Origin of the sequence: Mesorhizobium sp. WSM3862, from assembly GCF_002294985.1 — a bacterium.
Classification (GTDB): domain Bacteria; phylum Pseudomonadota; class Alphaproteobacteria; order Rhizobiales; family Rhizobiaceae; genus Mesorhizobium.
The window spans coordinates 398,710-411,743 of record NZ_NSGE01000002.1; the positions used below are offsets into that span (position 1 = coordinate 398,710).

Consider the following 13,034-nt stretch of genomic DNA (forward strand, 5'->3'; position numbering starts at 1 on the left):
CCGGTGAGAGTGTTCAGGTGAGATAGTTCAACAGGCTCAGTTGCTGCAGTCGCGCGGTCAATGCGAAGGACGTTTCTATATGCTGCGTCAGGTCGGCCACGCGGGTGGCGGCCTCCGAGGGATCGACGCCTTCGAGGTCGATGATGTGCTTCTCGAACAGATCGACCTGGGTCTTCATGCGATCGCTGGCGTCGGACACGCGCTTCTGGGTGAGGCCGGCTTCGGACTGCACCTGGACGATGCCGCCGATGGCTTCGCCGACCAGCTTTTGCGCGCGGCTGACGATCGTGTTCTGCCCAGCCTCGCTGATGTTGCCGGCAAAGAGCGTGCCGACCATGGCGGCCGCCATGGCGAGCTTGCGGATGCCTTGCTCGTTGGCGCTGACCGACGTCTGCGTGGTCTCGTTCAATGAAATGCGGCTGGTGATCTGGTCGTCGGTGGCATTCGACCAGTTGGCCTGCCAGCCGGAGCCCAGGAACTGCGGCTCGACCGCGGTGGTGATGAAGTCGTCCATCTGGGCGGCGGTGATGTTGGCGGCCGCGGGGTCGTTCTGGGTGAAGCCGAAATAGCTGGTGAAGGCGGCGTCGAACGCCGCCTTGGCGGGCGAGCCGGCGGCGCTGAAATCGTCGATCGGCTTGACGTCGGTGTTGGTCCCGGCAAACAGGTATTCGCCGTTGACGCTGGTGTTCAGGATGCCCGTCATCTGCTGCAGCGCCGTGGCGCCGGCGGTCTGGGTGATGCTGGTCGAAGAGTCGCCCGACACGGCGCTGGTCAGCGCCGTCAGCAGATCCTGCGCGACATCGGAGAGCTGACCCAGCGAATCCTGTGTCGAAGTCAGGCGTGCGGCGACCAGCGAGTTCGAATCGACGATGCCGTTCAACCGGTCGAGATCGCGCTGGAAGGTGACGGCCTGTGTCGTGCGCCCGCCGAGCGCCAGGCCGACATCCGCTACCTTGCCGGTCTGGGATTCGGTGGTCGCCTTGACGAGTTCGGCCTGCATGCGCATCTGCTGATAGCGCAGGGCGTTGGAGATGGCGGCTGAAGAGACGGCTGTCGCTTTCATCGATTATCCCACCGCGCCCAACAAGGCGTCCAGCATGTCGTCGACGGTCTTCATCATGCGCGCCGACGCCTGATAGGTGTGCTCGAGGTCGAGAAGTAGGGACATTTCCTGGTCGACATTGACGCCGGTATCGTTCGACAGCGCTTCGGCGGTGCGCGTGGACAGCGCTTCCTTCGCGTCGGCGTTGGTCGACGCCTGCTGGCGCACGCCTTCGAACCAGCCGATGGTGTTGGCCGCGTAATCCGAGACGCCGGAGCTGACCGTGATGCCGGCGGAGGTGTCGAATGCCATCGGCTGGTCGAGCCTGTTGCCGTAGGCGATCAGCAGGTCAGAATAGGAGGCGCCGCCGCCGGTGTTGGAAACATAGGCCGCGCCGTTGGCGCCGCCGTCACGCAGCAGCGCCGCGCTGCCGCCGGCGCTCGGGTCAAACGCGGCGTTGACGCTGATCGAGCCGGCGAGGCCGTCGACCAGGGTGCCGGCAGCGGGAATAGCCGGCGCGCCGGACCAGGTGAACAGGCCTGCGGCGTTGGGCTGAGACGGCGCGGTCTCTGCAAATGCCGTGATCAGGCCGCGCGCGATCTCGTCGAGCTGGCTCTGCATGGTTGCGGCAACGCCGTCGCGCAGCTTCAGCATGCCGGCAAGCTTGCCGTCGGCGCTGGTGTTGTCGCCGGTGCCTGCAGAAAGCGGCACATTGTCGATATAGATCGTGTTGCCGGGCGTGCCGGCGGTGTAGCCGGCCGAGGGCGTGAAGGTCACCGACCGCGGCACCGTCTCGAACAGCGTCGTGCCGTCCTTGGTGGTGATGACCATGTCGTTGTCGCCGCGCGTGAAGGTCGAGACCGGGACATATTCGGCGATCTTCTTCAGAAGCGCGTCGCGCTGGTCGAGCGCGTCCGACACATCCGTGCCGGAGCGCGTGCCGGCGATGACGGCCTTGTTGGCGTCCTGGAACTGGCTGAGCAGCGAGTTGAGGTCGTCGACGGCGGTGGCGATCTGGCCGTCGGTTTGGGTCCGGAAATCCTGGATCGCCGTGGTGCCGTCGTTCAGCGAGCTCACCACCTGTTTGGCTGCGTCGATGACGCTGGCGCCGAGATTCTGGTTCGACGGCGTGGTGGCGTAGAGCTGCAGCGCTTGCTGCAGATTGCCGATCGCGGTCGACGCAGACGATGCATTGTCGACTCCATTCACCGATAGGTCGAGCTGATCCATGCCGCTATAAAGCGCGCTCTGGCCGCTCCATGCCGACAGAGCGGAGAGGTTCTGCCGGAACAGAAGATCATTGGCGGCGCGCTGGATCTCCACCGATCGCGCGCCGGGCGCCGTGCTGGTGACGACGGCGACGCGACGGGCATAGTCCGGGTTGGACGCGTCGGCCACATTGCGCGACACGACGCTGGTTTGCTTGGATGTGGCCAGGAGCGCCGACTGGGCGATGCTTAATGCGGTGGAAAGCGACATGCGGGTCTTTCACGGGCTGGCGCCCGATGGGGTTATCTCTTCAGGTTGACCAGGACGTCCATGAGGTCGGAGCCGGTCTGGAAGACCTTCGAGTTGGCGGTGTAGCTGCGCTGCGCCGCAATCATGTTGGTCAGTTCCTCGGCGATATCGACATTGGAATTTTCGAGCGCGCCCGAGACGACCGAGCCAAGCTTTCCTTCATTGGCAAAGCCGATGCGAACAGCGCCTGAGTCCGCGCTCTGCACATAGACGTTGCCCGGCATCGCGGTGAGGTTGTCGGGGCTCTGAACGTCGGCCAGCGGGATCTTGTAGAGCGGCTTGGTGGAGCCATCCTCGAATTGGGCGTAGATGACGCCGTCCTGGCTGATCTGGATCTTTTCGATCGTGCTCGGCGCATTGCCGTTGACGTTGGCGTCGGAGACCGTGAAGCCGGTTCCGAGCTGCGTCAGCTTGGAGAGGTCGAGGTTGAGAGTCGAACCGTTCGGCACCGTGAAGGAGACGCCGGTGGTCGCGCCGGTGAGCTTGCCGGTGGTGGTGTCGAAGGTGAGATTGGCCGAACCCAGCGCGCCGCCCGCATAGGGGAACGACGTGCCGGCCGTGGCCTTCGACTGATCGAATACCGAAACCTGCCAGGTGCCGGTGCCGGTGTTGGTGAAGTAGACGTCGAGCAACACCTTGTTGCCGAGATTGTCATAGGCGACCAGCGACGATTTCGACGTGTATTGTGACGAGGTGCTGTTGTCGGTGGGTAGGTTGCCGGCGGTGACAGCGGTGGCGCCAGCCGGCAGGTTGCCGGTGAAAGTCCCTTCCGTGCTCGGCGTCGCCGTCATCTCCTGATCGGAAATCTGCACCGGCACGAGGCCTTCGAAGCCGTTGGCGGTCGCGGCCGGATCGCCATTGGCGTAGCTGTAGGCCATCAGCTGGTAGCCGGCGGCGTTGACGAGGCGTCCTTGAGCGTCCGGAACGAAGGCGCCGGCGCGGGTGAGATAGGGCGTTCCGCTCGGGTCCTGCACGACGAAGAAGCCGTCGCCGTTGACTGCGAGGTCGGAGACCGAAGTGGTGTATTGCAGAACACCCTGCGAGCTGACGGCCGAACGGATCGTCGTTGTCACGCCCCCTGAATTATAGGCGCCGCCGGTGCTCGGCATGATCAGCGTCGAGAATTCGGCGGAGGAGCGCTTGTAGCCGGTTGTGTCGGAATTCGCGATGTTGTCGGCCACCGTGGACAAGCGATTGGCCTGGGCGTTCATACCGGAGACGCCGGTCCGCATCATTCCGTAGAGGCTCATCGATACATCTCCTCGGTGCCTTTCTGAGAGGCTACAAAACTAAGCCTCGTGTCTTGCGCGAGGCTGGCGCGGGATGTGCCGGCGACGGCCATCAAAACACCAGCCGGTAGCCGAGGAACCTCTTGGAATCGATCGGGTCGTGGCCGAGCTTCTCACGCAATTTCTTGCGCAGCTTCGAGATGTGGCTCTCCACCACGTTCTCCTCGACCTCCTCGTCGAAGATGCCGTAGATGGCGTTGAACACCTGCGTCTTGGTCACGCGCCGGCCGCGATTGCTGGCCAAATATTCCAGGATGCGCCGCTCGCGACGCGGCAGCGGCAGCGGCTCGCCGTCGATCTCCGGGTCGCGCCCGTCCATGAAGATGCGCATCGAGCCGACCTCGGTGTAGGCGGCCTCTTCGCGGGCGCGGCGGCGGATGGCGGTGATGCGGGCGAGGATCTCGCGGATGTGCACGGGCTTGCGGACGACGTCGTCGACGCCGCTCTCGAAAAGCCTGAGCGTGTGTTCCAGTGAGTGCTGTTCACTGAGCGCGATCACCGGCGCGCCGGTGCGGTCGCGGATCTGGCGCGGCGAGATGGCGCCCTCGCGGCAGTCGCCGATAAGGAAAGCCCTGACCGATCTCAAGTCCGTGTCGGCGGCAGAGTTCACCCACTCGCCGAACTCGCCTGGCGCGAAGCCCGCGGTGGCAACGCCCTCGCGATCGAAAAGTGAGCTGTAGCCCTCAGTTACGAGCTCGCGCTCATCAACGATCACGATCATCGGCCCGCCCTCCGAATCATCTCATTTGCCCCGTGCGGAAAGCGGTATCCGGTGCGGTGAATCCTGAAAAACCGTCATTTCTTGTAGCTATTTTCTTGGGAGTTTTTTTGGGAGCCGTAATAAAGCCGGCCGTGAAGGGACTATTCGCGGCACTGGATAGAGGGCTGCCGGCGGCCGCTGTGAACCCCATCGCGGCGGACCAAAGGCATATGGTTTGGCAACTACGGGTTGCAGAACGCGCTGGCGTTCGGCGTCCATTTGCCGAAGCCGGTGGCGACCATGTTGGCGATGATGCGACAGACATACACCTTCTGCGCCGGGTCGTTGTCGGGGCCGGCATGATAGCGGGCGACGGCCATCGACCAAGTCATGTGGCGGGCGTGGAGGCTCGCCAGGAAGCGCGCGGCGTAGTCGACGTTCTGGTGCGGGTCTAGCATGTCCTCGACGCTGCGGAACTGCGCGCCATGATAGCGATGATTGATCTGCATGCAGCCGAGATCGATCAGCGTCTTGCCCTCGCGGCGGGCATTCTCGAACGTCGCCAGCGCTTCGCCCCTGCTGCGCGGAAAAACAGCCTTTCCTTCTACATTCAAAGCGTTGGGCTGAAGGCTGCCCTTCTTTCCCGTTTCGGTCAGGCCGACCGCGTAAAGGATACCGGCCGGCACGCCATAGCGATCGGCGGCGCGCAGGATTTCCGGCTCGCAAGGATTGGGCGCGGCTTTGGCGGCGACGGTCGCGGCCACACTAGATATAGATATCGTCGCCAGCGCGCTCGCCAAGAGGCGAAGCAGCACGGCCGAATTCCTGTGCGCCATTGCCGTTGTTCCTTCCCGGTTGCCGATCGCCGCCGGCGCTGTTGCCGCCCGAGTTCCCGGGCTGGAACGAAGGCTGTTCGCGGCCCGTGGACATCGGCGGCGCGCCGCTCGCTTCGACGCGACCGGCCGAATGGACCGCTATCGAGGGTTGCATGATGGTGACGTGATCGACGTCGAAACCAAGACTGCGGAGCGACTTGACGATGGCGTCGCTGTCGGCGGTCAGACGGCGGTACGCCTCGTGCGTTTCCGGCTTCATCTCGATCGAAAGCTGCTCTCCGGAAAGACGCAGGCTGGCGGTGACCGTGCCGAGGTCAGCCGGGTGGAGCTCGATCTTCAGGACATGTGTCGAAACGGCAACAGAGTTGGTCGCGTGCGAGCCGATCGGAGCGCTCGAGTAGGCCTGCTGAACCCCGCTGTCAGAGGCGATCGCCTCAGCCAGCGCCGATACCGTCTGGCCGAAGGCGTTTTGGGCCGGCGCGGGGAAGCTCTGCTGGCTGACCACATCCATGCGCGCGGCGGCAGAGGATGGCTTGGCTTGATTGTTCGATGCGAGGGCTTGCGCCGTTTGCGCGGTCTTCTGGGCGGCCGCCGGACGCCAGCCTTGCGGCGTCGTTGCGTCGGTTGCGGCTCCTTGCGTTCCAGACAGGATGTCGTCCTTGCGGATCGACATGTCCGGGCCCTGACCAGCGCCGGCCGGTTTCTGTCCGAAATCGGGCCCGGGCTTCTCGGTCGCCATCGTCGCGCGACCGGATCGCGGCAACGGCTCGCTGCCTTCGGAAGCGTCGGCCAACATGCGTTTGCCTTGACGGATCGCCAGCTGCGAAGACGCGGCCTGGCCGATCGAGGGCTCTCCCTCGACAGAAGATCCACCGCGCTCGGCATTTATCGACGTTGCGAAGCGGCGGATGTCGCCCAGCGCCATCAGCAGGGGAAAACCGTCCTGAAGCAGAGCGCTGTCTGACGATTGCGCCGCCGCATCGGCATCGTCCGTGGCCTTTACATGGTCAGCCTCGGCGCCATTCTTCGCGGCCTTTCCGGCCGCTGGCTTCGGCGCGGCAGTCTTGTTCTGGCCATCCTGATCGGGTGGTGGCTTGGGCGGACCGGCGAGGGCGCGCCGCGCCGGCTGCGCATCGGAAGACACAGGCTCGGCCGGCTGCTTTGCCTGCCGCGCCGATTGTTCGGCGCCATGCACCATCTCGCCAAAATTCGAGCCGTTTTCCTTGCTGTCGGCAGGATGCTGCCGCGATTGGACCTGGGCGGATGCAAGTCCCGGCGTGGCCTGGCTCACGCTGTTCATTTGGGCGCTGGTCATTTGGGAGCGGCTCCGAGTAGCTGGTCGATCTGGTCGAGCTGGCGGCGCGCTTTGAGCATCGCGGCATCGGTGGGATCGTGCGGATCGAGGCTTGCTGCGGCCTCCGGCGCGGATGCAGGCAGCACGGATGGCGTTTCGGGCTGTGCAGGAGCGGGGGCTTGAGCCTCGGCCGCGGCCTGAGCCGTCATCGGCGGAGCCGGCGGCGCGGATGCTGCGGCCGGCGCGTCCGCCAGCTTGACCGGGGCCGGCTGCTCGGCCATCGCGCCCTCCACTGGTGGCAACCCTTCGGCGTCGGCCTGGCTCGCAGCCTCGGTTTCAGCGGGTTTCGCGGCATCGCTCTTTGCCGGACCTGCGGCCTCCGTCTCATTCATGGCGGCCGCACGCACGGGAGCGACGACCTCGCCGGCAACGGCCTGTGCCGCATCGAGCAAAGCGCGGTCGCTCTCCGAAAGCTTGCCGCGATCGATCTTGCCGAGCCTCGCGCGCACATCATCGATCGTGGCCGATGTCACCGTGGAGAGGCCCGAATAGAGCACGGCGCGCGGGTCGTCCTGATTGCCTTTGCCGTTGCGGCCCTGCTCGGCCCGGGCCGAGGCGAAGGCGGAGAGGTCGCTCAGCCCGTCGATCGCGGCGCGGCGCGCGATGCGCAGATAAATCACCTTCTCGCGCTCGGGGTCCATCATCGAGGTGATGTCTGCGAGCTTGTCTTGGCTGATCGACATGTGCAGCGCAATCACACCGGAGACGAAGGAATCGGCGAACTGGCTGGCATAGGGGGAATAGAGATAGCCGGCGACATATTGCGTCGAGGCAAGCGCGAAGCGCGCGGCGTCGCCTTGAGTCGCTGCGAGGCCGACCGAGCGGCGAAGCGCTGCCTCCTCGACCAGTGTGCCGGGGCTGAGCAGGCGGGCCTCGTCCAGCAGCGTCAGCGCCGTTGCGGGTTCATCGGTCGCAAGCAGCGAGCCCTTGACCAACGCCAGGAAGGCGCCGAGGTCGGCGGGCACGCTCATCGGGTCGATCGGCTTCAGGATTTCGATTGCCGCGGCCGGCCTGCCGTTGAGATAGGCGACGACCCCTTTGGCGATGGCGAGGCTTTGCGGGTCGGTCGCCGCGCGCGAAGCCGCCGCCTTGACAGTGACGGGATTGCCGCCGCTCATGCCGTAGACGAGCAGAGCGCGGAAATTCTTCGGGTCCTTGAAGTCGGCGGCATCGGCGGCGCGAAGCCTCGCATCGGTCATTTCGAGCAGCTTGGCCTGCATCGGCAGCGCCGCATGATCGCCTCCGGCGATGCGGTCCTGGACCAACTGCAGCGAGCGCACCAGCTGGTAAGGCTGCAGGCCGTCATCCTGTGCAAAAGCGGCAGCGGGCGATCCTGCGGCGAGCAGCAGCAGCCCGACTGCGCGGCCGATGGCGGTCCTGCCCCTCATCCGCCGGTCGCCATCAGGATCTCGATGCGGCGGTTGGCGGCGGCCAGCGGATCGGACGCGATCTTGGGCTGGCGGTCGGCGAAGCCCGCGACTTCGGTGATGCGGCTTTCGTCGACGCCGCCGCGCACCAGCATGTAATAGGCGGAGTGGGCGCGGGCGGTGGACAGCCGCCAGTTGTCGTAGGCGCCGCTGCGGAACGGCCGCGCATCGGTATGGCCGCCGATGGTGATGGTGCCCTTCTTCTCGTTGATGATGCGGCCGATCTTCTCCATCGCCAGCACCATCTCGCGACGCGGCACGGCCGAGCCGATCTCGAACATGCCGAAATCGAGCTGATCGGTGATCGAGATGACGACGCCCTTGTCGGTTGCCTCGACGGAGACGCCCTCGGCCAGCTTTTCACCGGGCGCAAAGGCCTTTGCCAGTTCCTGCTTGATTTCGGCGGCCGCCTTGAGGGCGGCGCTGCTCGGGACCTTCTTTCCCTTGTCGGAGGCTTGCTTCGGCTCCGCCTTTGCCGGCTCGGCCGTCGCCGCTTCGGCCCCCGCGGCTCCCGGCATCGCAGCATCGGTCGCAGCGGCCTCCGCCTTTTCGGCTTCTGCCTTTTCAGCTTGGGCTTTCTCACCCTTGATCGCCTTGCCTTCGGCCTTCCCGACTTTTGTGTCGCCGTCCGATCCGGCGACCACCTTGGCAGCGGGTTTTTCCGGTGCCGCCAGCGGCTCGAGCGGCGCATCCAACTGCGGCGGTGCCGGCGGAGCGGCCTTGACTTTCGGCACATCGGTCTCGGCGACCTTCTCGCCAGGCCTGGCCGGATCGCCTTCGATCCTCCTGCGTTCGGCGCTGGCTTCGGCGCCAGGCGTCGCAACCTGCTGCGACCAGAAGTCCGGCGCGAAAGGATCGCGATAGGATTCGCCGCCGGAAGCGCCGGTCGCCGGACCGGCGTTCTGAGCGCCGCCTTCACCCTTGGCGCTGACATTCTGCATCACGCCGGTATCGGTGGCGATCTCCGACAGCACGGCATAGGGATCGGCAAACAGATGCTCGTCGGAGAGATCGGATTTCTGCGAGGCCTCCTTCGTCTGCCTGCGGTCGGAGGAGCTGGCGCCGCCCTTGCCGTCCTCGCCGGCCTTGCTCGCGCCATCCTGCGGATTGTCGGCGGTGAGGCCAACCTTGCTCGGGCCGTCGCCAAGATCTTCCAAGCCCTTGCGGCTGGAATTGCGATCGATCAGCTCGACCGGGTTGAAATAGCTGGCGACCGCCGCCTTGGTCTGCTCGTTGGCGGCGTTGATTAGCCACATGACGAGAAAGAAGCACATCATGGCGGTCATGAAGTCGGCAAAGGCGATCTTCCAGACGCCGCCATGATGGCCGTCGTCATGACCGTCGTGGTTCCGCTTGACGATGATGATCTCGTGCCTGGCCTCGCCGTGGTCGATGGCGCTCATGATAGGACCTCCGACAGGGAAGCCGACCATTCGGCGATGCGCGTCTCGAAGACGGTTTCATCGATGGTCACGGTCAGGTCGAAGCCGGCGGCCTCGGTGAAATCGAGATTGGCCGCGCGATCTCCAAGCGACGCCTTCAGCGGCTCGAACAGCGACAGCGGCCCGCGCACGCCGATACGCACCGCCTCACTGTCGGCAATCGCGGCGCTTACGGTACGGGCAAGAGCTTCGATCGAGCGCTCCTGCAGATCATCGCTGACCACGCCGCCGATGATGCGGGCGACGGTGGCGGCGGTGAGCTCGGCCACGCGCGCTTCCATGGCATCGATCCGTGTCGCGACCGCCGCCCCCAGATCGCCGCCGAAGCTTTTGAGGAACGCCTTTGCCGCATCGTCATTGGCCTGGCGTTCGGCCTCGAGGGCCGCCTCGTGGGCGGCCGCGAGCCGCGCCCCGAGTGCTGCTTCCGCATCGGCCACCGCCTCGGCGATCAGCGCGCCGATGTCGGCCTGCGGTGGCGATACGTCTGGCTTGCGCTCGATGTCAGGCGCTGACGGTGCCTGGCCGGCGCGCGGGGCGCGCGAACCGAAATCGGGCAGGAGATCGAAAAGGGCCGCCGAAGCCATGGCTTAACCCGCGGCTTCCGGGGCGGCCGCCCATTTGCGCAGGATCTGGGCGGTGCGTTCCTCGTTGAGGTCGACCATGCGTGCTAGCCGTTCCTGCGGCGCAGGCCTGATCTTCTGGCGCAGGTCGTCGAGCGGAGTGGCGCCCGGCCGGGCACCCGGCAGCGCGCCGACGGCCGTGTCGGCTGCGATTGCGGCCACCGGCGCGTCGGGCGTCGGGAGCGAGCGCTGGACATCGTCGAAGCTCGGGCCGGCGAGGGCCGCGGGCTTGGCCGACGCCGTCAGCGCGGCCGCCATCGGCCGCAGGCCGAAGAAGGCGACCAGGAACACGACGACGATAAAGGCGCCGGCATTGATCAGCGTGCCGGTGTATGTGCCGATCGAGGCGAGGATGCCCGGCTGGTCAATCGGCTCACCGTCCAGCCCGTCGATGAACTCGACCGCCGAGACATCGATGACGTCGCCGCGCTTCTCCTCAAAGCCGGTGGCGGAGGCCACCATCTTCTGGATATCGGCGACGCGCTTGGCAAGCTGCTCGGGGGTGGCGTCCTTGCCGAGAATGGTCTTCAGCCGATCCTGGTTGACGACGACGGCGATCGACATCTTGGTCACCGAGTAGCCGTTGGAAACGGTGGCGATCTTCTTGGAGTTGATCTCGTAGTTGGTGATCTCCTCCTTGCGGTCGTTCTGCGAGGAGGACTGCGGCCCTTCAGTCGTGGTCGTCTGCGTCTCGGGCAGGTTCTGCTCGACGCTGGTCGGGTTCGAGGCCTGCTTCTGGTTGCTGGCCTCGTTGGTGCGCACCGACTGCACTGAACGCTCGACGCGGGATTCGGGATCGAAGATCGTTTCTTCGGTCTGACGGGTGTCGGTATTGACGTCGGCCTTGACGCTGGCGCGGAAATTGTCGGGGCCGAGATAAGGCGTCAGCGCGCGGCGGATGTTGTCGCCGATCTGCGCCTCGACCGTCTGCTCGACGCCGAGCGTGCGGGCAGCACTTGTGTTCGAAGTGTCGTCGCCGGCGGCGAGCAGATTGCCGTTGGAATCGAGCACGGTCACCTTGTCGGCCGACAGGCCCGGAACCGCTGCGGCGACGAGGTGGCGGATCGACTGGGCGCTCTTTTCGGCATCGACGCCGGCATAGCGGATGACCACCGAGGCCGAGGGCTGCTGCTCGTCGCGGCGGAAATTGGCGCGCTCGGACATGACGATGTGTACGCGCGCCGCCTTGACGCCGGCGATCGACTGGATGGTGCGCGCGATCTCGCCTTCCAGCGCACGCACGCGGGTGATCTGCTGCATGAACGACGTGAGGCCGAGCGAGCCGACATTGTCGAACAGCTCGTAGCCGGCGTTGGCGCTGGTCGGCAGGCCCTTTTCGGCGAGCAGCATGCGCGCCTGCGCGGTGGTGCCGGCCGGCACCAGCACCGATGTTCCGTCGGCGCCGACATCGAAGCCGATGCCGGCCTCGCCCAGCACCAGGCCGATCTGGTTCACGTCGCTGCGGTCGAGCCCGACATAGAGCGTCTCGTAGGCCGGACGGTTGAGATAGACCGAGCCGACGCCGATGACGGCCATGACCAGCGCGGCGATGCCGCCCATGAGAGCGAGACGCCTGACGCCGAAGCCGCGGAGGTTCGCGATGAGGCTCTGGATCTGTTCCGGCACGATTCAACCGCTCCCAGCATGACTTTCCGCCGGAAGACTAGACCGCGAAGCTTGTGCGAGGATGATAGTGCGCGCGGCCAGGGGCTATGCTAGGCCCGAACGGCCCGGAGGCAGCAGTCCAACGCGCAAGAAAAAGGCCGCGCCCGAGACGCGGCCTTGCGATGGAAGGGTTGCCTCAGCGGAAATATCAGCTCTTGAACAGAGCCAGGATCGACTGCGAGTTGCCGTTGGCGATCGACAGCGCCTGGATGCCGAGCTGCTGTTGCACCTGGAGCGCCTGCAGGCGGGTTGATTCCTTGTTCATGTCGGCATCGACGAGGGCACCGACGCCCTTGTCGATCGAATCGGACAGGTTCGACAGGAAGCTCTGCTGGGTGTCGATGCGCGACTTGGCGGCGCCAAGGTAGGCAGCGCCGGTGGAGAGCTTGGCAAGCGCCGTTTCAACGCTGTCGAGCGCGGTGTCGACGGCGGTGTCGGAAACGGCCGCGGCACTCGGATCGAAGAAGGTCGTCGCAAGCAGCCCGCCGACGATGCCGCCCGTGCCGGCGGTGTCGAGAACCTGCGTGTCGGTCGCTGCCACGTCGATGGTGTCGATGGAGACGGTCGTGCCGGTGCGGTTGTACGAAGCCACGACATGCAGGTCCGAGGCGGCCGTTCCGTCATTCTGCAGCAGGTTCGAACCGGCATAGCTGGCATTGGTGACCGACGACCTGATCTGGTCCTGGATGGCCTTGATTTCGGTCGCGATCTTCTGCTGGTTGTCCTGACTGGCGCCGCGCGCGGTGACCAGCTTGGCCTTTATCGCGTCGACCTGGTCCTTGATGTCGGTGATGGCGGTGTAAGCTGTGTCGACCTTGCCGGCGCCGAGGCCGAGCGCGTCCTGGACGGCCGAGAGCGCCTTGTTGTCGGACCGCATCGAGGTGGCGATCGACCAGTAGGCGGCGTTGTCGGAAGCGGTGGCGACACGGTAGCCGGTCGAGATGCGGCCCTGCGTCGTCTCAAGCGCCTTGTTGGTGGCGTTGAGGCTCTGCAGCGCGGTGAGCGCGGCGGCGTTGGTCATGATGCTTGCCAAGATACACCCCTTCTCAAAGCAGGCATGCCTCGCGCATGCCGGTCAACTCTCTGGCGGGGGCGGTCATGCCTGTCGACCGTCGGTCGGCCCGTCATAGCGATTGGTTAA

11 protein-coding genes are annotated in these 13,034 nt (G+C 65.7%); all 11 read right to left on the reverse strand.

The features are described from left to right. Window positions 1-13 precede the first annotated feature (13 nt). Window positions 14-1,063 carry a flagellar hook-associated family protein gene (locus tag CK224_RS06230; RefSeq protein ID WP_067002427.1) on the reverse strand — a complete coding sequence of 350 codons (1,050 nt, stop codon included), beginning with the start codon at window positions 1,061-1,063 and terminating at the stop codon, window positions 14-16. A gap of 3 nt (window positions 1,064-1,066) precedes the next feature. Next, complete coding sequence (gene flgK / locus CK224_RS06235) at window positions 1,067-2,521, reverse strand: flagellar hook-associated protein FlgK (protein ID WP_095781148.1); 1,455 nt, start codon at window positions 2,519-2,521, stop codon at window positions 1,067-1,069. A gap of 32 nt (window positions 2,522-2,553) precedes the next feature. After that, entirely contained in the window at window positions 2,554-3,810 is a 1,257-nt protein-coding gene (locus CK224_RS06240; protein WP_067002423.1) for a flagellar hook protein FlgE, read from the reverse strand. 91 nt (window positions 3,811-3,901) lie between these two features. After that, on the reverse strand, window positions 3,902-4,570 hold the full coding sequence (locus tag CK224_RS06245) for a response regulator transcription factor (protein ID WP_067002421.1): 669 nt from the start codon (window positions 4,568-4,570) through the stop codon (window positions 3,902-3,904). Window positions 4,571-4,791: 221 nt separating this feature from the next. Continuing rightward, a complete protein-coding gene (locus tag CK224_RS06250; protein WP_095781149.1) occupies window positions 4,792-5,385 on the reverse strand; it encodes a transglycosylase SLT domain-containing protein in 594 nt (197 codons plus the stop codon). Beyond that, complete coding sequence (locus CK224_RS06255; protein WP_095781150.1) at window positions 5,315-6,700, reverse strand: flagellar hook-length control protein FliK; 1,386 nt, start codon at window positions 6,698-6,700, stop codon at window positions 5,315-5,317. Before CK224_RS06255 ends, CK224_RS06250 begins: the two co-directional genes overlap by 71 nt. Beyond that, window positions 6,697-8,127, reverse strand: coding sequence for a chemotaxis protein MotC (locus CK224_RS06260; protein ID WP_095781151.1), 1,431 nt, complete (start codon window positions 8,125-8,127; stop codon window positions 6,697-6,699). The genes CK224_RS06255 and CK224_RS06260 overlap by 4 nt, the downstream gene beginning before the upstream one ends. Continuing rightward, window positions 8,124-9,569 carry a MotB family protein gene (locus CK224_RS06265; RefSeq protein WP_095781152.1) on the reverse strand — a complete coding sequence of 482 codons (1,446 nt, stop codon included), beginning with the start codon at window positions 9,567-9,569 and terminating at the stop codon, window positions 8,124-8,126. The genes CK224_RS06260 and CK224_RS06265 overlap by 4 nt, the downstream gene beginning before the upstream one ends. Continuing rightward, window positions 9,566-10,192 (reverse strand): hypothetical protein, encoded by a 627-nt coding sequence (locus CK224_RS06270; RefSeq protein WP_095781153.1) that lies wholly within the window; start codon window positions 10,190-10,192, stop codon window positions 9,566-9,568. The genes CK224_RS06265 and CK224_RS06270 overlap by 4 nt, the downstream gene beginning before the upstream one ends. A gap of 3 nt (window positions 10,193-10,195) precedes the next feature. Continuing rightward, window positions 10,196-11,854, reverse strand: a complete 1,659-nt coding sequence (fliF, locus tag CK224_RS06275) for a flagellar basal-body MS-ring/collar protein FliF (RefSeq protein WP_067002414.1) — start codon at window positions 11,852-11,854, stop codon at window positions 10,196-10,198. Between the two features lie 187 nt (window positions 11,855-12,041). Then, complete coding sequence (locus CK224_RS06280; protein ID WP_067002412.1) at window positions 12,042-12,926, reverse strand: flagellin; 885 nt, start codon at window positions 12,924-12,926, stop codon at window positions 12,042-12,044. Window positions 12,927-13,034: the final 108 nt, after the last annotated feature.

Bases quoted from the DNA above. Each gene is read 5' to 3' on its own strand.
- CK224_RS06240 (WP_067002423.1), bottom strand. From the start codon at position 3,810: ATGAGCCTCTACGGAATGATGCGGACCGGCGTCTCCGGTATGAACGCC.
- flgK (WP_095781148.1), bottom strand. From the start codon at position 2,521: ATGTCGCTTTCCACCGCATTAAGCATCGCCCAGTCGGCGCTCCTGGCC.
- CK224_RS06265 (WP_095781152.1), bottom strand. From the start codon at position 9,569: ATGAGCGCCATCGACCACGGCGAGGCCAGGCACGAGATCATCATCGTC.
- CK224_RS06260 (WP_095781151.1), bottom strand. From the start codon at position 8,127: ATGAGGGGCAGGACCGCCATCGGCCGCGCAGTCGGGCTGCTGCTGCTC.
- CK224_RS06230 (WP_067002427.1), bottom strand. From the start codon at position 1,063: ATGAAAGCGACAGCCGTCTCTTCAGCCGCCATCTCCAACGCCCTGCGC.
- CK224_RS06250 (WP_095781149.1), bottom strand. From the start codon at position 5,385: ATGGCGCACAGGAATTCGGCCGTGCTGCTTCGCCTCTTGGCGAGCGCG.
- CK224_RS06270 (WP_095781153.1), bottom strand. From the start codon at position 10,192: ATGGCTTCGGCGGCCCTTTTCGATCTCCTGCCCGATTTCGGTTCGCGC.
- CK224_RS06255 (WP_095781150.1), bottom strand. From the start codon at position 6,700: ATGACCAGCGCCCAAATGAACAGCGTGAGCCAGGCCACGCCGGGACTT.
- CK224_RS06245 (WP_067002421.1), bottom strand. From the start codon at position 4,570: ATGATCGTGATCGTTGATGAGCGCGAGCTCGTAACTGAGGGCTACAGC.